A 23116-nucleotide genomic window follows, 5' to 3' on the forward strand; every position below is an offset into this window, starting at 1 on the left:
CAATCTCCCGCAAACACTTGATTTATGGAGATTGCTTCGTCGCCTGCGGCTCCTCGCAATGACACATCAAGGGGTTTTTAGAGGTGCCCTAAAGATAACCCCGCACCGGAAAGTTTTTGCCGATGCGGGGTCTTAAAATGATCGGGGGAGGGAGTCTATATGCCCGATCTTGGCATGGCTGTCTTCGTTGCCTGAGGGGCGGAGGCGCTTTGAACCTTCACCGCCTTGGCCGTTGTCGGCCCTTCAACCGTTATATACTGAACTATCTTTGCGAACATCTTGGGTCCTATACCCTTTACCTTTTCGATATCCTGCGTTGTCTTGAAGGGTCCGCTCTGACGCTGGGCAACTACCGCCTCGGCTTTTGACTTGCCAACGCCGGGGATCATCGTGAGCTCCTGCACCGTTGCGGTATTGATATTCACGACTCCCGTCAGCTCTTTTTTGGATGACTTCGCCGCCATCGCGCTTGATGCAACCGTCAAAACTACCGCCACTAACACCAGTTTCTTTAACATGTTCTACTCCTTTGTTTTAAATGCCCTTGGGTCCCTAATATGAAGACGGCCGTCAACCGGAAGCGCCTCTAGAATTGCGTTTATTGATCCATCCTTGTTGACAAAGGCTGAACCGATCTTTGTCCATACGCTCTTCTTGCCATCCCCTAGGTCCCTTATGTGGAAAACCTCTTTTCTCTGCGACATCTCTGTCATAAATTATCCTTTCCGCGCGCGCTGGTATTTGGATAAGCAAGACTCGTGCCAACGGAAAGTTAACAGGTTCACATGTTAGCAGGCTTGCAAGTTGTAGGAAGAAAAGTCCTTGAAATGGTTAATGATAGTTATCTGCCAGCATGGGAACTTGTCAACTTGATAACATGCGAACCGCATTCGATCCCCTGACGTAAATTGGACAGGTGTAAAGGTCTATAAGGACAACTAAGGCTTCTTAACTACTCATTTCTAGATACTGAATAATCTGCCAAGGCCATCAGCGCCTCTTTTTCAAGCGACGGCTTAAAAGACGTGAGCTCTTCCTTTGCCCTGTTGGCATAGGCCCTGGCCATGGAAAGGGAGGCTTCAATGGCCCCGTGTGATTTTAATATTCCCTTCACTTCGCCAAGTCTTTGGGTGTCCATCGTGTTAGAAAGCAAGGCCTCTTTTATAACATGGGCCTCCTTGTTGCCGCATTTCTTAAGTGCAAGGATGATGGGGAGCGTCAGTTTTCCTTCGCACAGATCGGTCCCTGCCTTCTTGCCGAATTTTTCTTCATCAGAAACATAATCAAGGACGTCGTCTGCCAGCTGGAACGCTACCCCCAAGTTGAGCCCAAAGCTCTTAAAGCTCTCTTCCATCTTTTCGGAGCTGTCGGCAGATATCGCGCCAAGACCGCCTGCGCAGGCAAACAACATGGCTGTCTTTAATTCTATGATCTTTAGATATTCTTCCCGATCAAGGAAAAAGTCGTTGCTCTTAACGATCTCCAATATCTCCCCCTCGGTGGTCTTTTCAACGGCATTCGTGAGAGAGGAGATGATCCGCATGTTGCCCGTTTCTATAGCTATCCTGCTTGCCTTGCACCAGAGGAAGTCGCCGACAAGTATAGATATCTGATTCCCCCATTTAACATTGGAAGAGGCCTTTCCTCTCCTGAGCTTTGCATTGTCAACGACATCATCGTGCATTAAAGACGCTGCGTGGATAAGCTCAAGCGCGACGCTGAGCCTGACGCCGGCGTCCACATCGCCGCCAAGCATCTTTGTCGTCAAGAGAAGAATGGCGGGACGAACCCTTTTGCCGCCGTTCTGAAGAACGTACTCCGCCGCCTGGCTGACAAGTTGAACGGAAGAACCGGTCTGCCCGATAAGCAGTTCCTCCGCTTCTTTAAGCTCCGCCTGCACCGGCAGGCAGATGGTCGCAAGTGACATATCCTTGACCTTACCCATTAAGATCTAGTATTGTCAATAGCATGAAAAAAGGCGTTATTTTGATACATGGTCTGACCGGAACCCCGGCCACAATGGCCCCTTTAACAGAAATCCTTTCTAGGAAAGGTTTTAAGGTGATAACCCCTCTACTGCCTGGACACGGCACATCCCCCGAAGAGCTTTCCAGAACAACGTGGGAAGAGTGGTGCGCTGCGGTCCTTATCTCTTACAATAAACTGGCGAACGATTGCGATGAAGCGTACTGCGCCGGGCTCTCGCTGGGGAGCCTTTTAACATTGAAGCTCGCCATCGAAAGAGATGTTAAAAGAATCATATGCATGGGGACCCCTTTGAGGCTTTCACCAATGATCGAAAATCTGACCCTGCCCATATCACGCCTGCCCGTGATCAACAGGTTGATCAAAACCTCTAAAAAGTATTGGGAGGCAAGCGTAAAAGACCCTGAGGGGAGGGAGATATATAGAAACCTTAGCTATCCTGTCATTCCGGTGCGGTCGGTGTGGGAGCTTCAAAAGCTCCAAAAGAACGTGTCTGGCAAGATAGGTTCTATTAAGGCCAAGGCATTGATAGTTCACTCCAAAAACGACAAGGCGGCGCCGCCATTCAATGTCGGTCTCTTGGCATCTAAATTGGCAACGCCGCCCGAAGTATTATTGCTTGAAAGATCCGAACACGTCGTAACCCTTGATCTTGAAAAAGATCTTGTCGCCGAACGTATCCTAAAGTTCCTTAGTTGACAAATACGTCCTTTTTGAACTGAACGTCGCCTGTCCTTGCATTTATATAATAGATACCAAGGCCAACTTTCATTTCATAATGCATATCACTTGATCCGGGTATTATCGAAAGCCTGACGTCCGCCCTTGAGAAGTCGCGGCTTGACAACTTCTGCAACGCTGTTTCGGCCATCTTGTGATCCATCTGATAAACGGCCAGGGTATCAATGAAGGCGCCCGGCTTCTTTCCCCACAGCGTCCGCGTCCATCCTTCTGCGGCCATCATCCTTTTTTGGGCGTCGGTTGCCGCCAGCTGGACCGCCTTAGCTGGGGAGACTGTCACCGTTTCGTTTATTTCGCCGGACTTTATCGTCCTGACGTCGGCCGAAGAGATAAGAACGGTCCTGCCGTTTCTGTCCTTTTGAGTATAAATATCCGCACCTACAACATCTATATAGACGCCGCGAGACGTTCTGTATTGCTGTTGATGGATCTCGTATGAACCTCCCGAAAATGGCGTCTTTTTTAGAGGGACGAATCTTGCGTTATAGCCGGCCTTTTGAACAGCGCTATCGTGCGACGGTTCGAACGCTCCGTCGTCCCGCTTTTGGGGCGTAAGCATCTGTCTGCGTCTGGCCTCTGCCATGATGGCAGATTTTAGCTTGCCTGCGTCTATGAATGGGGGGCTCGACGAGAATTTAATCATGTCAACGGACCTGATGACCGCGTTTACAAAATCGACTGACGTCGGTTTTGAGGTCGTGTAGAGCGCGGCGTGCATGAAGAGTATCCTTAACGCAAGGTCCGCGGCCTGCCTCTCATCCATCTTAAACTCACCGTTCGGATCGGCGATGGCCTTTTTTATCGACCAGAAGAACGCGCCGTAAACCTGCCCCTTGTCGTGTTCTTCGGTCCCGACATCTTTCATTGTAAGATTGTTATCGACGTTCCTGAGCCCATCCTCTTTGTTGGGTTTTCGCCCCATGGCAACCGCAAAGTCCTCGCTCATCGCCGAATCGTTGGCATAAAGCGATGCCAGAGCGTCTCCAAAACCCTCGTGTATCGCCCCTCCGTCGCCCTGCCAGCCGCGTCCAAGCTGCGGATTTATCTGATCGAGGACCAGATGACCGAACTCGTGGATGCTTACATCGTTATCTGCCGCCAGATGCCACCTGTCCTGACCCTTGTTCATGTCGCCATATGTGCCAAAGGTAAGGTCCTTTGATTGCGGTGAATACCATGCGTTAAGGTCGCTCACTGCGTTCGCGTGCGCCCTTACAGGGAACGCCTTGGCGGCGCCACTATTCTTCTCGCCAGAGGCCGATTCGTCTGAAAATATCATTGGAAGGTTAACTCCGAGGGCTGTTAAATATCTCTGAACCGAATCAAGGGAGTTATATATCTGTCCCTTATCAAAGCAGTTGCTCGTCACTTTTCGGTCGGGCTGAAATATACTGCATGAATCCATCCCCCCGTGTGCCGGTCCGTCTATCTCCACAAGTTTTCCGTAGAGGCCCTTTTCATCTTCGCGCTCCAGGTCTAAAAGCTCGACCTGCATCGCTTGACCGTCGCTACTTACGTTGTTCTCTTTCGTCCAGACATGCACTATCCTGTTTATCAAATTAAACATAAAGTGCTCCTTTTTTTTGTTTTGTGTTGATAATTACATTGTAGGGAATTTGGGACTGTGCTATCCAGGACATGGGGCGACCTCCTTGGTTTATTCGTGCTCTTGGTTGGGGAACCGTTAGCGCGATTCTTAAAATGTCGGGGGCCGCTCTTTTTTTGCCCGCGACATTTATAAATCTTCAATGCTTATGGGGTTAATATATCAGGGAGAAATTTATAAGCAATCTAAAATATGCAAATTGTGCATATTCTACCATTCCTAAGTTTGGGGTTTAGATTCAATTTGTCAAATATTTTTTATCTTAGGCATACCATTAATATGGATATGGCCGCGGGGGTGATGCCGGAGATGTTCGATGCCTGCGCAAGCGTTACCGGGCGGACCTCTTTTAGCTTTGCCCTGACCTCGTTCGAGATGCTTGTTATCTTATCGTAATCAAGGTCGGCCGGGATCTTAAAATGTTCCAGATCCTTCAGTCTTTCCACGGTCTGATTCTGAAGCTTGATGTATCCCTCATACTTGAGCTCTATCTCTACGGCCGCCCTTATCTCTTCGGGTTCGTTTGAAAGATCCACCGTCCGCTTTCTTCTCAAGGCCTCTTTTGATGCGATGACAAGTCTTTCCATGGATCCTCTTTTCGCCGAAAATCTTTGATATTGCTCGTCGTCTAAAAGGTTTATATTATTCCCGAGCTCTGAAAGCCTCATGTCTGCATTATCCTCACGCAGTATAAGCCTATGTTCAGCGCGCGACGTGAACATTCTGTAAGGTTCTTCGGTCCCCTTTGTAACAAGGTCATCTATCAACACACCTACATAAGCATCGGACCGTGAAAGGATAACTGCCTCCTCATTTAAAATAGACCTAGCAGCATTTACACCGGCCATGAGGCCTTGTGCTGCCGCCTCTTCATATCCGGATGTGCCATTTATCTGCCCGGCGGTATAAAGACCTGAAACATTCTTTACCTCAAGGGTTGGGTAGAGCTGGGTAGGGAGTACAAAATCATATTCAACTGCGTACCCGGCCCTTGCTATCTCGGCCCTTTTAAGGCCTTTAATGGACCTTACTATCTTAAGCTGAACATCTATGGGGAGCGAGGTAGAAAGTCCGTTCACATAGACCTCCGGGATATCCATGCCTTCCGGTTCCAAAAATATCTGATGGCGCTCTCTGCTAGCGAACCTCACGACCTTGTCTTCTATGGACGGGCAATATCTGGGCCCCGTCCCTTTTATCTTCCCGGAAAAAAGCGGCGACCTGTGAATTTCCGCGCGAATTATATCGTGTGTTTCAGCGCTCGTGTGGGTTATGAAACACGGTAGTTGTTCAAGTGGATGTGTCGTTCTCCTAAACGAGAACTTGGGTTGAGGGGTATCCCCGTTTTGTTTCTCAAGTGAACTAAAGTCTATTGTCTCGCTTTTAAGCCTTGGGCAGGTGCCTGTTTTAAGTCTGCCAAGTTTTAACCCTGCATTTATCAAGCTTTTCGAAAGGCCGTGCGATGCAAAATCTCCAGCGCGCCCCCCCTCCTCCTGCTCCATGCCGTAGTGGAGAAGCCCGTTCAGAAAGGTCCCTGTCGTAATGACGACCTTCCTTGCCGCAAGTCTTTCTCCGGTACTCGTCATAATGCCGACAACGCGGCCGTTCTCAACAATAATCTCTTCCGCTATCGCCTCTTTTAGTTCCAGACCCAAATGTAATCCTTCATGCTTCCTGCTTCCTGTTTCTTGCTTCAGGACCTTTTGTATATGCCGCATATAGCTGTTGCGGTCCGATTGACACCTTGTGGCCCTCACGGCAGGGCCCTTGCTCATATTAAGTCTTCTGAATTGTATCCCCGTGAGATCTGCGGCAACGCCCATCTCTCCGCCGAGGGCGTCTATCTCCCTGACTATATGCCCCTTTGCAAGACCGCCGATCGCCGGGTTGCAGCTCATGTGACCTATCGTTGAGACCTTTCCCGTTACAAGGAGAACCCTTTTCTTTTCGCCTCGTTTTGAAAAGATCCTCGCGGCCGACAATGCGGCCTCGACGCCGGCATGTCCTCCGCCTATGATTATTATGTCGTACATTAAAGGTCACTTTCCTATGCAGAACTTTGAAAATATCGAATTTAAGACATCTTCTGTAGTCACTTCGCCCGTTATCTTCATCAGGGCGTTCATTGCGGCCTGTATATGATGAGCCACGAATTCCGCCGATTCTTTTTTAGATATCACTTCCAAAGAGTAGCCTATAGCCGTATCTGCCTCATCAAGCGCGTGCTTGTGACGAAGGTTGGTGATTATCGCGCCATCCGAATCGATCAGCGCGTCTTTATCTACAGAGCTGATAAGCGCCTTCTTAAGCTCTTCCATCCCGACGCCTGTAACGGCGCTTGTCGATATCTTCTTGGTCTTGTCGTCAAAGTCGAACGTCTCTTCGTCCTTATTCTCCGCTATATCGCTTTTATTAAGCAATATTACTCTCTCAATGCTTCCGGTCTCTTCCAGCACTTCAGCGTCCTCTTTATCAAGTGGTCTTGAGGCATCCAGCACCACGAGTACAATGTCGGCCGAACTTAGTTTTTCCTTAGATCTCTTTACTCCTATCTTTTCGATCTCACATGAAGACTCCCTAATGCCTGCCGTATCTGTAATGCTAAAAAGTATCCCGCCAAGTTCCATGCTCTCTTCTATCGTGTCTCTTGTTGTGCCGGGGGTGTGGTGCACTATTGCGCGTTCGTTTCCAATGAGGGCATTGAGCACGCTCGACTTCCCGACGTTTGGTTTGCCAACGATCACTGCCCTGACGCCGTCATGTATCAACCTGCCTTCATTATATGTTGAAAGAAGGCCCCCTATTCTCTTCTGAACGGGTAAAAGCATCTCACAAACGTTCGCCTCTGCAATCAATTCTGTGTCTTCCTCGGGGAAATCGATTGTCGCCTCAACAAGGGCCTTTACCTCCTTTAGGCCTTCCAGGAGCCCGTGAACTTCATCGGAGATCTTTCCATTTAATTGATCGCTCGCAAGCCTTAACGCCTTTTCGCTCGTTGCGGAGATCACCTCGGCAACACCCTCCGCCTGTGCAAGATCTAGCTTTCTATTTAAAAATGCCCGCATGGTGAATTCACCGGGGGCGGCAGGTTTTGCCCCTCCGCCCAAGATCGCATTCAGGACATTTTTTGTGGAGACGCTTCCCCCGTGGCAATGTATCTCAACGACATCCTCACCCGTATAGGAATGTGGGTCCTCCATCCACACGGCAAGCACGTTATCTATTATCCTATTATCTGTGGATATTTTTCCATAATAAAGTCGGTGAGTTATAAAGTTTTCCACCTTGATTAGACCACTTATCCACACATTTTCTAAGACCATTTTGGCGTTTGGACCGCTGATCCTGACGATGCCAACCGCACCGATTCCTGCCGGGGTTGATATGGCGGCTATTGTTTCTCTTCCCACAATTAAGACCCGATAGTGAAAAGGGCCCAAAATGGCAACTAAAAATAGTAAGCGCGCAACGAGTGGGCGGATCAGCATCGACAACAATATGGTGGAGAACGTGATCCGGCCGTTTGCGGTGGGGCGCAAGAACTGGCTATTTTCGGACAGCGTAGCCGTGGCAAACGCCTCGGCGGCGATCTACAGCGTAATGATCAGCGCGAAGCAAAACGGCCACAACGAGCACGCGTATTAACAGAGGTCAGTTGTAATGTGTTCATTATGACGACGGAAAGGTGTTGCCCAAAAAATAGTTTAAAAAAATTAAAAGATGATTATCCATGAAATGCGGACGCTTACAAGACACTTACAAGCCGGCCGCTCTCATAGAAGCAACTTTTTTGTGGCGCCGCCGATATTAGGAGGGGCTTGAGGGACTTTTAGAATCAGGCCTCTTACGCCACGCGTTAAAAGGTCAACGCGATGCGTATTTAACTATTTGATTATCTAGGGTATTTTTCATACAGATGTTAAACAAAGCTTTCATGTCGGCCCTTTTAGGGATCGTTTTCCTTTCGGCGTGCCAAAGTTCTGGCGAAGGCGGACCCGACCTGTCTCTTGCAGAGATCAAAACGCCCACACCGTCTATCTCCGAAAACGGGCCATCAACATCAACGAGCGTTCAGAAGCTTACATATAAGGTGGGACCATTTGTGCTCCCCGCCGGTCAAAAAGCCCAGGTAATGTGGGACGCCCCCGGCTCGATAACGTTCAAGACAGAAGAGCCTTTATGGGTAACCTCCTTCGAGTCGTCCATTGAGGACAGCTCCGGCGGCGAGCTCCCAAGCTCTCTTTTACATCTGGCTGTTTTGACCAATGCCAGCGAAAAGAACGCGCTCTGTACCGATAAAGAGGTTGCAAATCCTTTCGTTGCCGCTACCTCCATCACAAAGAATATAGATATGCCGGACGGCGCGGGCTACCCGGTACTTTCCGAAGACCAAATCGACGCAAAGGTTGTCCTTCAAAACCCTACATCCCATGATTTTTCCGGTGTCTATTTTAAGTTCGAGATAACGGCGGTCCCGATGAAGGCGGCCAAGAACATCAAAGATGTGATGCCGATGCTCTTAAACGTTGACCCGTGTGATTATTCCCCGATGGCCGTAGCCCCCAAAGAATTTGTCAAAAAAGAGGTCAGGTTCATTGTCCCGGAAAACGGCCTTTTGACGAAGGCCTACGGACTTTTACAGGATTACGGTGTTGGGGTCGCTCTTCTTGAAAAGGGACAACCCGCTCCTTTCTGGGAAGGAAAGGCGGAGCTGACAGGGGATCACAAAATAGTTTCAATACCTGTATTTGAAGACCCTGCGGGCGTTCCTTTAAAGGCCGGCGATGAGATATCTATGCAAGTTGCCTACGACAATCAGGCCGAACGGTGGCAGGACGGTGCAATAGGCGCGGTTATGGCATACATCACAAGGACCGATGACGATAAAGAACCTTCATCTTCTAAATCGACCGACGTGGTCTCCACAATTTCCGCACAAAAGATGCTTCTTAAGTGAACGTTTAAGCTGTTACCTTTTTGACCCTTCCGCGAATAAGATCCCTGAGCCTTATATCATTGTTCATCATCCACTGCTGGGCGACGCCCATGCCTGTGTTAACAAGGATATAAAGGACAAGACCGCTCGGCAAGAAGAGCATGAACGCCGTGAACATGATAGGCATTATCTGCATCATCTTGGCCTGGGTCGGATCGGCGGAGGCAGATGGTGTTAATTTTTGCTGCAGCCACATCGCAAAGCCCAGGACCACGGGCATGATGAAATAGGGGTCGGGCATGGAAAGATCCTTATAGAACCAGAAGAAGGGGGCGCGATAAAGTTCGATGGAGTTCCACAACACCTTATAGAGGGCGATGTATATGGGAAGCTGTATGAGCATCGGCAGGCAACCGCCCATGGGGTTTACTTTATTGGCCTTGAAAAGGGCCATCGTCTCCACATTAAGGCGTTCTTTGTTGTCCTTATATTTCTCGCGGAGCTCCTTCATCTTGGGCTGAAGGTTCTGCATCGCCTTCATCGATTTCATAGAATGGCGCGACAAAGGATGCATCAGAAGTTTAGCGAATACCGTAAGGATGATAATGGCAACCCCGTAGTTGTGTATTATCCCGTAAAAGAACTTTAAAAGATAAAGGATCGGCACCGCAATGAATCCGAACCAGCCATAGTCTATGGACTTGTCCAGCGACGCCCCGGCAAACTTAAGACAGTTCATCTCTTTGGGGCCGGCATAGATGGAATATTTTTGCACGACTTCGCCGCTCCCCACTATCGTCTGCTTGGGAACGGTCACGGTCGTTGATAAAAAAGATGTTCCGTCCTCGTTCGCTCTTTTAATCGAAGAGGTCTTCGCAGTTTCACCGTGGCCTCTTGGAACTATGGCAGATAGAAAATATCTGTCCTCAAGACCGGCCCATATAAGATGTCCGTCCATTTCGGCAACCGGGTCCTTGCTCACCTTGCCGTCCAGATAATATATAAAATTAAAAACATTGCTTGGACCCTTTAAAAATCCCAAGAAACCCTTCTCCTCTTCTTTCGGGACCACCATCGACCATTCGTTGGTAAGGCTGCTCTCTATCGGATTTTGTCCCATATTCCTGATGGCCACAGATACTTCCGCCATATAACCTCTGGGGTCGAACTGATAGGTCTTGGTTATAGCAACTTCTTTTCCGCGCCAGGAATAGACAATTTTGTCCGCCGATTCTTTGATCACATTATAGCGCGGCCTTGCCGGAATGCCACCAAGCGAAAATTTTTCGAGAAGAGGCGTTACCTTATCCGTTACAAGGTTTACGGGGACCGCTTCCTTTCCAACATTCTTCTTGAAATTCTTCATCTCCCACGATACCGGCACGCCGCCGTCGTTCGTGAACTCTATCCTATAGATATCGGATTCTATGATAGATCTTTTTAGGGGTATCTCTCCTTGAGGGTCGTGGATGTTGACCGCTCCTGGCATGGCGGTTGCCGGTTGAGCGGCCGAGGTTACATTGCCGGAAGATGGTGTCGTTGCTTCACTGGGCGCCGACGGCTGCTGGGCGGTTGCCGCAGGAACATCGCTCTCCGGTTTCAGTGGCTGCTTAGGCGCAAAGAACCCGTACCATATCAAAAAGACCACAACGCTCAGTCCAACCGCTAAAAGCGACCTTGTTTCTTGTTTCATATTATCGGCACCTCGTCTATCCCCCCTTCGTGCCAGGGAGAACATTTTAGAATTCTTTTCAGTGAGAGAGAAAAAGCCCGTCCTGCCGGAAGCCTTTCAAAAGCCTGCAACGCATATTCAGAGCATGTCGGGTAGAACCGGCACTCTGCTCCCAATACGGCAAACGCGGGAGAGAGCGCTTTTTTATACAACCTGATCAATGAAATAAAAATACTACGCATGTACCTTCTTAATAAGAGATGAGATCTCTTTTCTGACCTCTTCATTCGATATGTCGCCGGCTCCTACACGCGCCGTTATGACGACCTCTGCCGCTGGGAAGCTCTTCTTGTTCGCTCGAACGATCTCTCTTAAAACTCTTTTTATCCTGTTCCTTGTAACGGCGTTGCCGACCTTGGAACTAACGGTAAGCCCCAGTCTCATGCTCATGCTTTTGGCCTTTTTCCATGCCACAAAAAAATATTTGCCAAAGGCCTTGTTCTTGGAGCTGTAAACCGCCTTAAATTCTCTTGGATTCTTTAAGGATCTACCTGCCATACCCTACTGAGAGGCGTTTTCTACCCTTGCTCCTGCGCTTTGAAATGACCTTGCGGCCGCTCTTTGTCTTCATTCTCTTTCTAAATCCGTGGGTTTTCTTTCTGTGTTTTCTGCTTGGTTGATAGGTCCTTTTTGTCTTTTTCTTTGCCATGGTAAAGCCTCCGTTAATTGTCGAGGCGCATAGATAGTTTTATGTAAGGCCCAAGTCAAGAATAATTGGCCTAACAGAAATTTTTACTTGCCAAAGCTTATTTCATCTGCTTTATCCACAGGTGTGGATAATCATGTGAATAAACTAATCGACGCCACGTGGCAGGAAGTTCAAGATAAAATACGCAATAAAATTGGTGAGTTAAACTATTCTAAGTGGTTTTCCTTTATCCGACCTATTAGGGAAGAGGGCAACGCAATAACGATAGGCGTCCCCAACAAATTCTTTCAGGACTGGATAGAAGAATATTACTTAGAGCTCCTTATAACAGAGCTTTCCGGTGCCACAGGGCGTCCGAGAGAGATCCTGATCGAGATAGACCCGAGGCTTGCAAAGGAGATAGACGAGAAGATCGAGACCGAGGCAGAATCACCAACGCGCGAACCGGCGGCCCAAGCAACCCCCACCCAGAGCGTAAATAGCGGCCTAAATCCCAGATATACATTCAACAGGTTCGTTGTAGGAAGCGGCAACCAGTTCGCCCAGGCGGCAGCAAAAGCAGTTGCAGACCTGCCGGGCGGTCACTATAATCCGCTCTTTGTCTACGGCGGCGTCGGTCTTGGTAAAACCCACCTTGTAATGGCGATAGGGCTCGAAATAGCAAAGAAACATCCCTCCTCACGAGTTCTCTATGTCACGGCCGAGAGCTTCATGAACGAGGTGATCTTCGGTATCCGCTATGACAAGATGGTCGCGTTCCGCAAGAAATACAGAAGCAACTGCGACGTCCTGCTAATGGATGATATACAGTTCCTCGGTGGAAAGGAACGCACGCAGGAAGAGTTCTTCCACACCTTTAACACGCTTTTAGCGCTCCAAAAACAAATAGTGGTGACAAGCGATCATTTCCCCAAAGATATTCAGGATATAGACGATCGTTTGAGGTCTCGTTTCGAGTGGGGCCTTATAGCGGACATCCAGCCGCCCGACCTTGAAACGAGGATCGCTATCCTGAAAAAAAAGGCTGAGGGTGCGAACATAACCCTTCCTGATGATGTGGCCATATACCTGGCCACCAAGATCCGCTCCAACGTCAGGGAGTTGGAAGGTTCTCTGATCAGGCTTTCGGCGTATTCTTCTCTTCTAAAAACGCCTATCACAACATCGTTCGCGGCCCAGGTGCTTTCACACATCGTCAACAGGAGCACTTCTGTTTGCTCGATCGATTCTATACAAAAGATGGTCGCCGATTATTTTAAGATCCGGATAGCCGACATGAAGTCCCCCAGAAGAATGAAATCGCTGGTCGTTCCAAGACAGATAGCCATGTATCTCTGCAAGAAACATGCGAACGCATCTTTTCCTGAAATAGGGGACAAATTCGGCGGCAAGGACCACACAACGGTCATTCACGCGGTGAGAAAGATAGCGGCCGCGGCCTTGAACGATGCAAAGCTTAAAGAAGCTGTGGATCATTTTGAAAAGAAGCTGCAGGCGACGCCTTAAAACATGTGTAGAACCCTGTTGAAAACAGATAGTAAAACTTTTACCGTTCTTTAAAAATAGTTATTAACAGGATAATGTGGCGGTTTATTAACCGTTCGTTCACAGTCGCTAATTCCGCTATTCATCTATATTTCAAGTTGATAGCCGTTTTATCCACATATCCACAGACCCTACTACTGTTACTACTGTTTTTATATATACAATAATAAGAGAGAGCCCCCAAATATGGGGCAGGGGAGAAAAAAACATGGAGATCAAGATACAACGGGAGTCGTTAATAAACGGATTGTATATGACCCAAAGTGTTATCGAACACAGAACGATGATGCCCATACTTTCAAATGCCCTGATAGAGGCAAAAGGGAAGGGCGTTTCTTTTACGGCAACAGATCTTCAGGTGGGTATAATCGCCAGAGAGCCCGCAGACGTTTCAGATGCCGGCAAGGTATTGATACCGGTAAAGAATCTGTATGATATCGCAAAAGAGCTTCAGAACGACATGATCACCATAAAGACATCTCCAAATAACTGGATAGATGTGACCTGCGGAAAATCAAGATTTAAGATAATGGGCGCATCCGCCGATGAATTTCCGTCACTCCCAAGTTCGGAAGGCGTTGAATTCAATATAGATGCAAAGGACTTTTGTGAAATGATAGAGAAGGTCTCATATGCAATGTCGAACGATGAGACAAGATATACGTTAAACGGTGTATTTTTAGAACAGGCCGGAACTGGAGCCAAGGCTAGTCTTAGAATGGTCGCTACTGACGGTCACAGGCTTTCTTATGCAGAAAGGCCGGTCAAGAGCGGTAAGCTTGCTAAGGGTGTGATAATTCCTAAAAAAGGCATTTGGGAACTGAAGAAAATATTGGAAGATGTGGATGGTGATTTTACACTGCAGATCGGTGAAAAGACGATCTCCGTTGTTACAAAGAACGTAACGTTTGTGTGCAGATTAATCGACGGGCAATTTCCTCCATATAATCAAGTAATTCCAAAAGAATCCGGAAGGGTGGTCTCGGTTGATAGAAAAACGCTCATTCAAGCCCTCAGAAGGGCCGCACTTCTTGCAAATGAGAAGTCAAAAGGGGTAAAATTTAACATTTCTCCGGGGAATTTGGACATTTCTTCATCAAATCCCGACCTTGGGGAGGCAAAAGAGGAGATTTCCTGCGTATATAAAGGAGAGACGTTCGATGTAGGATTTAACGCCAGCTACTTCATTGATATTCTTAATGTTTTAGAAGATGAAAAATCTATTTTAGAACTCAAGAACGACACATCCCCATGTGTTATAAGGTCTGAATTTGACAAGGGATTTTTGTCTGTCGTAATGCCAATGAGACTGTAAAAATCGAGGTTTACTTTTAATATGACATCTGGTATTAGCGAACACCCTTATGGCAAAAAAAGAAGAAAAATATGAAATAACGTCCGACACGGCGGTGAAAAAGGGTCATTCTTATGACGCCTCCAGCATTAAAGTGCTGGAAGGTCTCGATGCCGTCAGAAAACGCCCGGCAATGTATATCGGCTCCACAGGCGTTGCCGGCCTTCATCATCTCGTTTACGAGCTGGTAGATAATTCAATAGACGAAGCCCTGGCCGGTTATTGTGACAAGGTAGATATTACCATCCATATCGACAACTCTGTTACCGTTGAAGATAATGGACGCGGAATACCTGTTGATATGCACGAGACCGAAAAGGTCTCTGCCGCAGAAGTGGTCATGACAAAGCTTCATGCCGGCGGAAAGTTCGAGCATAGCGCCTATAAAGTTTCCGGAGGTCTCCATGGCGTCGGCGCCTCGGTAGTTAATGCCCTTTCTGAAAAGTATCACCTTGAGATAAGACGCGACGGAAAACTTTACGAACAGTCATATAAGAGGGGAACCCCCACGGGTCCGCTCAAAGCCGTCGGGAAGGCCGATCGGACAGGGACCAAGGCGACGTTCAAGCCCGACGTAGAGATATTTGAAATAACCGAATATAATTTCGATACCCTTTCACAAAGATTGAGAGAAGTAGCGTTCCTGAATAAGGGCATCAAGATCTCTATCACGGATGAAAGAAGCGAGAAGAAACACGATTTCTGTTATGATGGCGGCATTAAAAGTTTCGTTGAACACTTGAACCAGAAAAAGACACCGCTTCACAACGATGTCATATATTTTGAATCGGAAAAAGAGGACGTTGTCGTTGAAATAGCTCTCCAGTGGAACGATGGTTACAACGAGATAATCTTTTCCTTTGCCAACAATATCAATACTCACGACGGCGGAACGCATCTTGTGGGTTTTAAATCGGCCCTAACGCGCGCCGCGAACCAGTTTGCCAATTCAAGCGATCTTTTAAAGAAGGTAACGCAACCGCCATCCGGCGAAGATATTCGCGAAGGGTTGACCGCGGTCGTTTCAGTTAAATTACCAAACCCTCAGTTCGAAGGACAGACAAAGGGAAAGCTCGGCAACTCCGAGATAGAAGGAGTTGTAAAACAGGTCGTTTACGAAAAACTTCTGGACTATTTCGAACGTAACAGCGGTATCACAAAAAGAATACTTTCAAAGGCCATAGACGCCGCCCGCGCACGCGAGGCTTCGCGCAAGGCCAGAGACCTTGTAAGAAGAAAATCGGCGCTGGAGGTAGGCGCGCTTCCCGGAAAACTTGCAGACTGTCAGGAGAAGGACCCTGCATTATCGGAACTTTATATAGTTGAAGGAGACAGCGCCGGGGGAAGCGCCAAGCAGGGGCGCGATCGCAGAAATCAGGCCATCCTCCCTCTCAAAGGAAAGATACTAAACGTTGAAAAGGCGCGATTCGACAAGATGCTCAACAACGAAGAGATCCGCACGATGATAACCGCTCTCGGGGTCTCTGTAGGCGAAGAATCGGAGCGGAACATTTCCAAGCTTCGTTATCACAGCATCATAATAATGACAGATGCCGACGTCGACGGCTCACATATCAGAACGCTCTTGCTGACATTCTTCTATCGTCAGATGCCGCAGATCATCGCAGACGGCCATCTCTTTATCGCCCAACCCCCTCTTTACAGGGTGAAGCGGGGAAAAGAAGAGAAGTACCTGAAAGATGATGCGCTACTCGAAGATTATCTGATCAAGCTTGGAGTAGACGGCGTTAAAGTAAAATCAAAAACCAAAGAACTTTCGGGAAAGACCCTTGGGAAGTTGGTCAAACAGCTCATTAAGTACGATAATATCTTGGATGTCGTTAAGAGAAGGCGCGACAGCAGGATAGTCGACGTTCTTGTCACGGCAAGCAACATTACTCCCGAGATTCTGGAAAAACCAAAGAAAATAGACGAAGAGCTGGATAAGATAGCAGAACATTTAAACATGATATTCCCCGATATCGGAGACTTTACGGTCGACGTTGCGGAAGATCTAGAACACGAAAGCCACAAGATAATATACAAGTCGCTCATGCACGGATTCCAGAGAGAGACGGTCATTGACACCGACTTCCTGGAATCGGCCGAGGTGAGCGAGCTGAGAAAGCTTCGGGAGTCCTTTAAAGAAGCCGGTGCGGCGCCGTTTGTGATCGAAAAGGACGGTAAAAAGACAGACACAAAACTTTTAAGACCGATAAGAGAGTTCGTGCTTAAAGAAGGAAAAGAGGGACACATGATCCAGCGCTATAAAGGTCTTGGAGAGATGAATCCCGACCAGCTTTGGGGAACGACGATGAACCCGGAATCAAGGACTCTTTTGCAAGTGACTGTGGAAGATGCCGTAGAGGCGGACAATATATTTACGATACTTATGGGTGATCAGGTTGAGCCGAGGAGAGATTTTATAGAAAAGAACGCCCTTAATGTCAGGAATTTAGACATATAACAGGTGCGTTGCCCTGTAAGAGGGAAGGGCAAAAAGCGCCAAAGGAGGTAAGTAATGCTTACTCCGGAGCAGCGTATCAGGCAGCTTAAGGCCTATCTCGTCAATCAACGCTTCGTACAGGTAGCCTATCTGTTCGGCAGCGTTGCAAAAGGTTCAACGGGCCCTCTTTCAGACGTCGACGTTGCCGTTCTGTTCAATTCAGAATCCGCACAGTGGTACGAACACAGGCTAAAACTGATGGAAGGGCTTACGTGGATCTTTGGCATTCCAAAAGTGGACGTGGTCGTCCTTAACAACGCAGAACCCGTCATTTCCCATAGGGTCCTCATAGAAGGATATCCCATATTTATCAGAGACGAAACAGCAAGGGTCAGGCTGGAGAACAAGACCCTTAATAATTACCTCGACACCGCCTTTTTAAGGAGCGTACAGAGGGCCTCCATAAAAGAGCAGGTAAAAGAAGGAGGATATTTTGATTGACCAAGACATCATCGCACAAAGGCTTGAACGCCTGAAAGTTTATGTGAAACAACTTCGCATCATTCAAAAGAACGGCAAGAAGAAGGTCTGCAAGAACCCGGTATCCTACGCCGCGATGGAACGCTATCTGCAACTGGCCTCCGAATGCGTGCTGGCGGTCGGAAATCACGTGATCGCAGGGCTTAATCTAAGAAAGCCCTCGACATATGAACATATCATGCAAATCCTGGCCGATGAAAAGCTGATAGCCAAAAAGGTCCTTTTGGCGAGCAAAACCATCCCTTCTTTAAGGTCCCTTCTCGTGCACGATTACGATGCCGTGAACAAGGAAAAGATGTTTGATGCCGGAAAGAATGTGGTAAGATCGTTCGAAGACCTTGCCAAGGCCTATCAAAAGTTCCTGTAGATATTTTAGCTTATCTTAAGGGTCTTTAAGAACTGCTGGAAGGGCCTGTAGTAGATGTCGAACTTGTCGGACGGGAAGCTTGCCGTCATATTAATGGCAAGCTGTTCTTTAAGGAGCGTTACCTGGATCTGTTTTACCTGCTGGCCCGGCTTGATGTTTTCCAGCGCCGCGCCGCCCTTTTCCTTGCCCAGCATGGCGGCCATCGCAGAGACGTCCCATGAGCAGATCATCATCTTTCCGCGGACGCCCGATATGACAAGGTCCTTTTCGTCGGAGATCTTCAGGTCCTTTATACCGCGCTTTTCGATAGACTCCCTTATGCGTCCGAAATATTCGGTCAGCTCCATCGGCCTTGGAAGGAGCTCTTTTGTAAGAATGATGTTGGGACGGACGTTCTTGTCGGGACTTGGAAGGGTGAGGGTCAGCATGCCCTGCACCTGCCAATTCTCGGGTATTTCGGCCTCAAGACCTTGGATGTTGATATTTGACATAGACTCTGTTATGTAACAGTAAAATCGAAAAACGTAAAGCGTAAAATGACCGCTTTGGGCGGTCGTGGCAAGCTTGTCGAGGGAGCTTGATGATGAAGAGAAGATTTTTAGACGTTGTTTACGAAGATAAGGACCTTATAGTGATCAATAAACCGAGGGGAGTCATTGTTGCCCACGAAAAAGGGAGTGAATGGAGCGGAAAAAAACAGTTGGCCCTTGTCGATCATGTCAGGGCCTACATTGTGAGAAAGTTCCCAGGCGCCAAGGCCTCTTTTGCAAGGCCTCTTCACCGCCTTGACAAGGAGACCACGGGGCTAGTCCTTTTTGCGAAGTCGAACGGGGCCTTAAAGCTGGCGAACGACATAAAAGAACATAAGGTGGAAAGGGTCTATGCGGCCATTGTAGAAGGGCCGGTCAACAGAGAGGACGGTACGATAGACACCGAGCTTTCCAAGGGAGATTTCGGTCACGGAAAGAAGGTGGGCGTCGTTAAAAATGGGGAAGGAAAGAGAACGGTAACGCGGTATCACGTTGTGGAAAGGTATGATAACGCCACGCTCCTCGACGCAAGGCTTGAGACGGGCTTCACCCATCAGATAAGGGTCCATCTGGCGTCCATTGGTCATCCTTTAGTAGGTGACAAGGTCTACAATCCGCATCCAAAGATAAAATTTCCGAGACAGGCCCTTCACGCAAGAAGGGTAAAGTTCTATCACCCCGTTTCGAAGAAAAAGATGATATTAGAGGCCAAGCTACCGCCTGACATGGAGGGGTTGGTAGATAATTTAAGAGGAAATTAAGGACTCACTTTTCGAATCCGTCGATTATTCGGCGGGCGCTTCTTGAGAATTGTGTGGTTCCTTTAGGGTCAAGCGCAATGACCTTTTTCATCTCTTCCAGCACCTTTTCATGAGTACCCTTATCTTCGGACATCTTGTTGTAATAAGAGATTCCCTGGTCGTAATGGAAGATTATCTGCGAAAGGACGTCGGCCCCGGGACGCACTAGGTCCTTTTGCGACTGGTGCCTGAAATAGAAGAGGGTGGCGCTAGAGGCGGCCGCCGCAAAGAGAAGAACAACGATGGCGTGTCTGAGCCATCTGGATGGCCGCTTGGTCACCCGATCTTTAATGACAAGGTCGAAGATCATTCGTGTGCCGGCTATCTCGATCTCGTTGCCGAAATTAAGGCCCGCCTCTTTCAGGTCGTGGCCGTTCACCTTAAGTCCCCATCTGCTTTCGAGGTCGTGAATGATGTAACGTTTGTCTTTCTGTTCGATGGCGGCGTGTCTTCGTGAGACGGCTTTATCGTTTAAAACCAAACTATTACTGCTGGACCTGCCGATGGTGAAAGAATCGCCCTTTATTTCTAATACAGAGCCCTCTTTTGGGCCGGAGAGGACCTTTATCGCCGGCACCCAGTTAGATCCCGGTACGGCGTCTATAGTCAATTCATCTCTTGTTTTGGAAATTTCATCCATTGTGACTGCGGATTATAGCAAATTCTGAAAGTTTATCAATATTTGAAATGTCGGCGCACCTTACAATGTCTCCGCGCATGGTCTTTGCATAGTCTGCGTTCTTTTCACATAGGTCCTTGTCCTGCATCGTGGTATGGAGAAGCTTACCATTCCCGCAAAGAACAAGCACCGTCTTGCCCTTTGAATGCATGGGGGCGCTGACGACGCGCCAGCGATCGGTAACCGGCAACCGGTAATCGGCGATCTGTTTAGATAAAATTAGGTAGGAAAATTTAAGATAATCCTTTCTGTTGCCGATAAGCTTGTCGATCTCTCCCATAACTCTCGGTCGCTCCCAGTCGAGATACATGTGGCACCAGTCGCGCCTGCTTTCGCGAAGCATGGGGCATTCTGCATTGTGGAGGCACGGGGCCATGACCGCGAATCGCGAATCGCGAATCGTAACTTGTGAAAGTAAAAGGTCATGCAACTTCATTAGATTGCGCGTTGTCCAGCGGAGCGCCGGCTCTATTATTATCAATATTCCTTTCTCTGTGAGGCGTTCCATCGCCCTTTGGACGACAGCCGACTGGCTATCCATCTCCTTCATTTCGCTCAAAAAGTTCGCCATTATAATGACGTCGCACTTTTCCTTAAGGGAATGAGTTATGTTCCTTGAATGGATATCCAAAAGGACGGTCTTGAGCCTTGCCCTTTCCTTGTCGGCGAACGTCTGAAAGATATGTTTGGCGTCGTGAAGGGTGCCCGAGTTCTGGTCTATGGCGGTTATCTCCAACGGCTTGCCGGCGGCCTTAAAATAATCAACGCAGGCGACGGCCCCGGTGCCCGGGCCACATCCAACATCAGCTATCTTAATAACGTCATTATTCGCGAACCTGCTCTTGGCTCCGGCCTCGTCAAGACAGAATCCGATCTTTAAAAAATTGCTCATCACGAAGTATAACAGGTAGCCGGCGCGGAGTTCTTTCTTGTTAAGGTAGTTCTTGGGCATGCTCCCGCGTTCACTTGTGAAGTAGGCGCTCATTTCGGCCACGCCGCGCGCGAAGAACTTTATGTCGTGAATGGTGAATTCATCCGCCGTTTTTGGGTTAACCCGCTTGTCCGGCAGGTAGGTCTTCTTGATATAGGAGAGGAGCGTGGCGGTCAGCTTTTTTGGTATTTGAAGCATTTTGGTGTTACAAAAAAGCGACCGCAAATTCTTACGGTCGCTTCTTTGCTTTTTTGTGCCCCGTTCACTTTGTTCCAGGGGCCCATTGTTCTAAGCCTCGCTACCGGCTCAAGCCGGCCGCTTGACCAAGAACAATGTGCTGGGGGCGGGACTTGAACCCGCACGGTTTAACCCACATGCCCCTCAAACATGCGTGTCTGCCAATTCCACCACCCCAGCTTTATTTTCAATGAATCACTGCCCTTCGGTCGCTGGCGCCGCCGGCGCGTTTTCCGGTACCGCCGGAGCCTCTAAAGGTGCGGCACCTTGCTCTGTCACAGGCGTTGTGTCAAGCACAGATTTAATGGAAGCCTTCTTTGAAAGCTGCGCCAGAGATATCGATGTTACAAGAAAAAGAACGGCAAATAGGGCCGTCAATTTACTCAAGAACGTTGCCGGGCCCCTGCCTCCGAAGACCGTTTGGGAAGAGCCGCCGAAGGCCGCGCCCATGTCCGCCCCTTTTCCTGCCTGTAAAAGGATCAGGATGATAAGGGACGTGCATACGAAATAGTGTCCTACTATAAGTGCAGTATTCATGTCTATTTATGTCATTCTGAAGATCGAAGGTCCTAAGGATCTACAACTTAACGCACGAGATCCTTCGCTTCGCTCAGGATGACCCTCGCTTCGCTTTGGGTCACTTTTGTCCGGGGGTCTGTGCTATCATGTCACAGAAACCCTTTGCGTCCAGACTTGCCCCGCCCACAAGGACGCCGTTAACATTGGGCTGTTTATATATTTCTTTGCAGTTGCTTGCTTTAACGCTTCCGCCGTAGAGGATGCTTATGTTATTGGCTGTCGGCGCGTCATAAAGCTTTGCAACATAGTTTCTTATGAAATGGTGAGCCTCTTCTATTTGGTCGCCGGTCGCATTCTTGCCGGTACCTATAGCCCAAACAGGTTCATATGCAATTGAAAATTTTTCAAGGTCCTTTTGCTGCAACCCCATGAGGCCGCCCTTTAGCTGCCTTTCCAGTATCTCGTACGTCTTGCCACTTTCACGTTCTTGAAGGGTCTCCCCTATGCACATGATGGGAACAAGCTCGTTCCTAAGTGCGGCAAATATCCTTTTATTGACCGTTTCGTTGGTCTCGCCGAAATATTTGCGGCGCTCGGAATGGCCGATAAGAACATATAAGCAACCTATGTCTTTAAGGAGCGAACCGGAGATCTCGCCGGTAAAGGCCCCTTTTTCTTCCCAGTAGATGTTCTGTCCCGCGAGCTTAAGTTCTGAATCTGTCAGGGAAACCCCCACAGAATAGAGCGATGTAAAAGGGGGCGCTAAAACAACTTCCACGTTAGGCGCTAACTTTACATGAGCGATTATGCCGGCCACGAGCATCAAAGATTCCTGGACCGTGTTGTTAAGTTTCCAGTTAGCCGCAACGATGAATTTTGGCATATATCACTCCAATGCTGTTAGGCCGGGGAGCTTTCTACCTTCGACAAATTCGAGGCTTGCCCCTCCGCCAGTCGAAATGTGGGTTATCTTGTCTGCCACCTTGGCCTTATTGACGGCGGTCACGGAATCTCCGCCGCCTATCACCGTCATTGCGTTCGAATCAGCGACAAGCTTGGCAATCGTCATGGTCCCCTTTGAGAACTGCTCGGTCTCAAATACACCCAATGGACCGTTCCAGAATATCGTCTTTGCCTTTGAGATAGCCTTTGAGAACTCTTCTATGGTTTTGGGGCCGACATCAAGACCCATTGTTCCTTCCGGTACGTTTGCGTCCTTTGTTACTTCGGACTTTGCGGTATCGGATATTTCGCTTGCAACGACATGGTCAACTGGCAGTAGAATAGGGATCCCTTTTGTGGCCGCACGCTCGAGTATCTTGTTCGCGGTGTGAACCTTTTCTTCTTCAAATAGAGATTTGCCGATAGTGAAGCCCTTTGCCTTAAGGAAGGTGAACGCCATCCCTCCGCCGACGATAAGTTCATCGACAAGGTTCAAAAGATTCTCGATAACGGCTATCTTGTCGGAGACCTTCGCACCGCCGAGTATCGCAACAAAAGGTTTTTCAGGGTTTGATA

At 48.4% G+C, this 23116-nt stretch carries 23 protein-coding genes, 1 tRNA gene and 2 pseudogenes (1 of these 26 cut by a window edge); 9 read left to right on the forward strand and 17 right to left on the reverse strand.

Annotated features, from left to right (window positions below; translation table 11 throughout):
* Positions 1-155 precede the first annotated feature (155 nt).
* From COV46_00460 to COV46_00470, 3 genes are all read right to left on the reverse strand, one after another.
* Complete coding sequence (locus COV46_00460; protein ID PIR18300.1) at positions 156-518, reverse strand: hypothetical protein; 363 nt, start codon at positions 516-518, stop codon at positions 156-158.
* A gap of 3 nt (positions 519-521) precedes the next feature.
* Positions 522-713 carry a hypothetical protein gene (locus COV46_00465; protein PIR18301.1) on the reverse strand — a complete coding sequence of 64 codons (192 nt, stop codon included), beginning with the start codon at positions 711-713 and terminating at the stop codon, positions 522-524.
* A gap of 239 nt (positions 714-952) precedes the next feature.
* Positions 953-1945, reverse strand: a complete 993-nt coding sequence (locus tag COV46_00470) for an octaprenyl diphosphate synthase (GenBank protein ID PIR18302.1) — start codon at positions 1943-1945, stop codon at positions 953-955.
* A gap of 23 nt (positions 1946-1968) precedes the next feature.
* On the opposite strand from COV46_00470, the gene COV46_00475 reads away from it, so the two are divergent.
* Entirely contained in the window at positions 1969-2685 is a 717-nt protein-coding gene (locus tag COV46_00475) for a hypothetical protein (protein PIR18303.1), read from the forward strand.
* On the opposite strand, the gene COV46_00480 is transcribed toward COV46_00475, so the two are convergent.
* The 3 genes from COV46_00480 to COV46_00490 all read right to left on the reverse strand — a co-directional run bounded on the left by COV46_00480 (position 2678) and on the right by COV46_00490 (position 7821).
* Complete coding sequence (locus tag COV46_00480; GenBank protein ID PIR18304.1) at positions 2678-4294, reverse strand: hypothetical protein; 1617 nt, start codon at positions 4292-4294, stop codon at positions 2678-2680. The two genes, COV46_00475 and COV46_00480, sit on opposite strands and share 8 nt — an antisense overlap.
* A gap of 296 nt (positions 4295-4590) precedes the next feature.
* Entirely contained in the window at positions 4591-6366 is a 1776-nt protein-coding gene (locus tag COV46_00485; GenBank protein PIR18305.1) for a tRNA uridine-5-carboxymethylaminomethyl(34) synthesis enzyme MnmG, read from the reverse strand.
* A gap of 6 nt (positions 6367-6372) precedes the next feature.
* Entirely contained in the window at positions 6373-7821 is a 1449-nt protein-coding gene (locus COV46_00490; GenBank protein ID PIR18306.1) for a tRNA uridine-5-carboxymethylaminomethyl(34) synthesis GTPase MnmE, read from the reverse strand.
* On the opposite strand from COV46_00490, the pseudogene COV46_00495 reads away from it, so the two are divergent.
* A pseudogene (locus COV46_00495) lies at positions 7808-7957 on the forward strand (IS66 family transposase). The gene COV46_00490 and the pseudogene COV46_00495 sit on opposite strands and share 14 nt — an antisense overlap.
* A gap of 292 nt (positions 7958-8249) precedes the next feature.
* Positions 8250-9290, forward strand: coding sequence for a hypothetical protein (locus tag COV46_00500; protein ID PIR18307.1), 1041 nt, complete (start codon positions 8250-8252; stop codon positions 9288-9290).
* Between the two features lie 4 nt (positions 9291-9294).
* Here the strand turns inward: COV46_00500 and COV46_00505 are convergent, their stop codons facing one another.
* Genes COV46_00505 through COV46_00520 form a run of 4 tightly spaced genes read right to left on the reverse strand, consistent with a single transcriptional unit; the run spans position 9295 to position 11650 of the window.
* On the reverse strand, positions 9295-11007 hold the full coding sequence (locus tag COV46_00505; protein PIR18308.1) for a hypothetical protein: 1713 nt from the start codon (positions 11005-11007) through the stop codon (positions 9295-9297).
* Positions 10959-11228, reverse strand: a complete 270-nt coding sequence (locus tag COV46_00510; protein PIR18309.1) for a membrane protein insertion efficiency factor YidD — start codon at positions 11226-11228, stop codon at positions 10959-10961. Before COV46_00510 ends, COV46_00505 begins: the two co-directional genes overlap by 49 nt.
* Positions 11176-11499 carry a ribonuclease P protein component gene (rnpA, locus tag COV46_00515; GenBank protein PIR18310.1) on the reverse strand — a complete coding sequence of 108 codons (324 nt, stop codon included), beginning with the start codon at positions 11497-11499 and terminating at the stop codon, positions 11176-11178. The genes COV46_00510 and rnpA overlap by 53 nt, the downstream gene beginning before the upstream one ends.
* A complete protein-coding gene (locus tag COV46_00520; GenBank protein ID PIR18311.1) occupies positions 11489-11650 on the reverse strand; it encodes a 50S ribosomal protein L34 in 162 nt (53 codons plus the stop codon). The genes rnpA and COV46_00520 overlap by 11 nt, the downstream gene beginning before the upstream one ends.
* Before the next feature lie 33 nt (positions 11651-11683).
* Here COV46_00520 and COV46_00525 point away from each other — a divergent pair, with 33 nt between their 5' ends.
* The 5 genes from COV46_00525 to COV46_00545 all read left to right on the forward strand — a co-directional run bounded on the left by COV46_00525 (position 11684) and on the right by COV46_00545 (position 17902).
* The gene (locus COV46_00525; GenBank protein ID PIR18312.1) at positions 11684-13156 is read left to right on the forward strand and encodes a chromosomal replication initiator protein DnaA; all 1473 of its coding nucleotides are present in this window, start codon (positions 11684-11686) and stop codon (positions 13154-13156) included.
* 247 nt (positions 13157-13403) lie between these two features.
* Positions 13404-14510, forward strand: coding sequence for a DNA polymerase III subunit beta (locus tag COV46_00530; protein ID PIR18313.1), 1107 nt, complete (start codon positions 13404-13406; stop codon positions 14508-14510).
* A 49-nt stretch (positions 14511-14559) separates the two neighbouring features.
* Entirely contained in the window at positions 14560-17016 is a 2457-nt protein-coding gene (gene gyrB, locus COV46_00535; GenBank protein PIR18314.1) for a DNA topoisomerase (ATP-hydrolyzing) subunit B, read from the forward strand.
* 54 nt (positions 17017-17070) lie between these two features.
* A complete protein-coding gene (locus tag COV46_00540; GenBank protein PIR18315.1) occupies positions 17071-17496 on the forward strand; it encodes a hypothetical protein in 426 nt (141 codons plus the stop codon).
* Positions 17486-17902 (forward strand): hypothetical protein, encoded by a 417-nt coding sequence (locus tag COV46_00545; protein PIR18316.1) that lies wholly within the window; start codon positions 17486-17488, stop codon positions 17900-17902. The genes COV46_00540 and COV46_00545 overlap by 11 nt, the downstream gene beginning before the upstream one ends.
* Positions 17903-17907: 5 nt before the next feature.
* On the opposite strand, the gene COV46_00550 is transcribed toward COV46_00545, so the two are convergent.
* The gene (locus COV46_00550; protein PIR18317.1) at positions 17908-18393 is read right to left on the reverse strand and encodes a hypothetical protein; all 486 of its coding nucleotides are present in this window, start codon (positions 18391-18393) and stop codon (positions 17908-17910) included.
* An 89-nt stretch (positions 18394-18482) separates the two neighbouring features.
* Here COV46_00550 and COV46_00555 point away from each other — a divergent pair, with 89 nt between their 5' ends.
* Positions 18483-19193 carry an RNA pseudouridine synthase gene (locus COV46_00555; GenBank protein PIR18318.1) on the forward strand — a complete coding sequence of 237 codons (711 nt, stop codon included), beginning with the start codon at positions 18483-18485 and terminating at the stop codon, positions 19191-19193.
* A 4-nt stretch (positions 19194-19197) separates the two neighbouring features.
* On the opposite strand, the gene COV46_00560 is transcribed toward COV46_00555, so the two are convergent.
* The 6 genes and pseudogenes from COV46_00560 to pgk all read right to left on the reverse strand — a co-directional run.
* A complete protein-coding gene (locus tag COV46_00560; GenBank protein ID PIR18319.1) occupies positions 19198-19872 on the reverse strand; it encodes a hypothetical protein in 675 nt (224 codons plus the stop codon).
* Entirely contained in the window at positions 19865-21040 is a 1176-nt protein-coding gene (locus COV46_00565) for a hypothetical protein (GenBank protein PIR18320.1), read from the reverse strand. Before COV46_00565 ends, COV46_00560 begins: the two co-directional genes overlap by 8 nt.
* Before the next feature lie 137 nt (positions 21041-21177).
* A tRNA-Leu gene (locus tag COV46_00570) sits at positions 21178-21259 on the reverse strand.
* Positions 21260-21274: 15 nt separating this feature from the next.
* A complete protein-coding gene (locus COV46_00575) occupies positions 21275-21616 on the reverse strand; it encodes a preprotein translocase subunit SecG (protein ID PIR18321.1) in 342 nt (113 codons plus the stop codon).
* Between the two features lie 100 nt (positions 21617-21716).
* Positions 21717-22481: a triose-phosphate isomerase gene (locus COV46_00580; GenBank protein ID PIR18322.1), complete on the reverse strand. Its 765-nt coding sequence runs from the start codon at positions 22479-22481 to the stop codon at positions 21717-21719.
* Between the two features lie 3 nt (positions 22482-22484).
* Positions 22485-23116: pseudogene (gene pgk / locus COV46_00585) on the reverse strand (phosphoglycerate kinase) (it continues 490 nt past the right edge of the window).

The organism is Deltaproteobacteria bacterium CG11_big_fil_rev_8_21_14_0_20_49_13 (assembly GCA_002796305.1).
GTDB lineage: Bacteria > UBA10199 > UBA10199.

Bases quoted from the DNA above. Each gene is read 5' to 3' on its own strand.
- COV46_00485 (PIR18305.1), bottom strand. From the start codon at position 6,366: ATGTACGACATAATAATCATAGGCGGAGGACATGCCGGCGTCGAGGCC.
- COV46_00530 (PIR18313.1), top strand. From the start codon at position 13,404: ATGGAGATCAAGATACAACGGGAGTCGTTAATAAACGGATTGTATATG.
- COV46_00470 (PIR18302.1), bottom strand. From the start codon at position 1,945: ATGGGTAAGGTCAAGGATATGTCACTTGCGACCATCTGCCTGCCGGTG.
- COV46_00505 (PIR18308.1), bottom strand. From the start codon at position 11,007: ATGTTCTCCCTGGCACGAAGGGGGGATAGACGAGGTGCCGATAATATG.
- COV46_00490 (PIR18306.1), bottom strand. From the start codon at position 7,821: ATGCTGATCCGCCCACTCGTTGCGCGCTTACTATTTTTAGTTGCCATT.
- COV46_00555 (PIR18318.1), top strand. From the start codon at position 18,483: ATGATGAAGAGAAGATTTTTAGACGTTGTTTACGAAGATAAGGACCTT.
- COV46_00465 (PIR18301.1), bottom strand. From the start codon at position 713: ATGACAGAGATGTCGCAGAGAAAAGAGGTTTTCCACATAAGGGACCTA.
- COV46_00560 (PIR18319.1), bottom strand. From the start codon at position 19,872: ATGGATGAAATTTCCAAAACAAGAGATGAATTGACTATAGACGCCGTA.
- COV46_00540 (PIR18315.1), top strand. From the start codon at position 17,071: ATGCTTACTCCGGAGCAGCGTATCAGGCAGCTTAAGGCCTATCTCGTC.
- COV46_00565 (PIR18320.1), bottom strand. From the start codon at position 21,040: ATGCTTCAAATACCAAAAAAGCTGACCGCCACGCTCCTCTCCTATATC.
- COV46_00475 (PIR18303.1), top strand. From the start codon at position 1,969: ATGAAAAAAGGCGTTATTTTGATACATGGTCTGACCGGAACCCCGGCC.
- COV46_00520 (PIR18311.1), bottom strand. From the start codon at position 11,650: ATGGCAAAGAAAAAGACAAAAAGGACCTATCAACCAAGCAGAAAACAC.
- COV46_00575 (PIR18321.1), bottom strand. From the start codon at position 21,616: ATGAATACTGCACTTATAGTAGGACACTATTTCGTATGCACGTCCCTT.
- COV46_00460 (PIR18300.1), bottom strand. From the start codon at position 518: ATGTTAAAGAAACTGGTGTTAGTGGCGGTAGTTTTGACGGTTGCATCA.
- gyrB (PIR18314.1), top strand. From the start codon at position 14,560: ATGGCAAAAAAAGAAGAAAAATATGAAATAACGTCCGACACGGCGGTG.
- COV46_00550 (PIR18317.1), bottom strand. From the start codon at position 18,393: ATGTCAAATATCAACATCCAAGGTCTTGAGGCCGAAATACCCGAGAAT.
- COV46_00580 (PIR18322.1), bottom strand. From the start codon at position 22,481: ATGCCAAAATTCATCGTTGCGGCTAACTGGAAACTTAACAACACGGTC.
- rnpA (PIR18310.1), bottom strand. From the start codon at position 11,499: ATGGCAGGTAGATCCTTAAAGAATCCAAGAGAATTTAAGGCGGTTTAC.
- COV46_00480 (PIR18304.1), bottom strand. From the start codon at position 4,294: ATGTTTAATTTGATAAACAGGATAGTGCATGTCTGGACGAAAGAGAAC.
- COV46_00510 (PIR18309.1), bottom strand. From the start codon at position 11,228: ATGAAGAGGTCAGAAAAGAGATCTCATCTCTTATTAAGAAGGTACATG.
- COV46_00500 (PIR18307.1), top strand. From the start codon at position 8,250: ATGTTAAACAAAGCTTTCATGTCGGCCCTTTTAGGGATCGTTTTCCTT.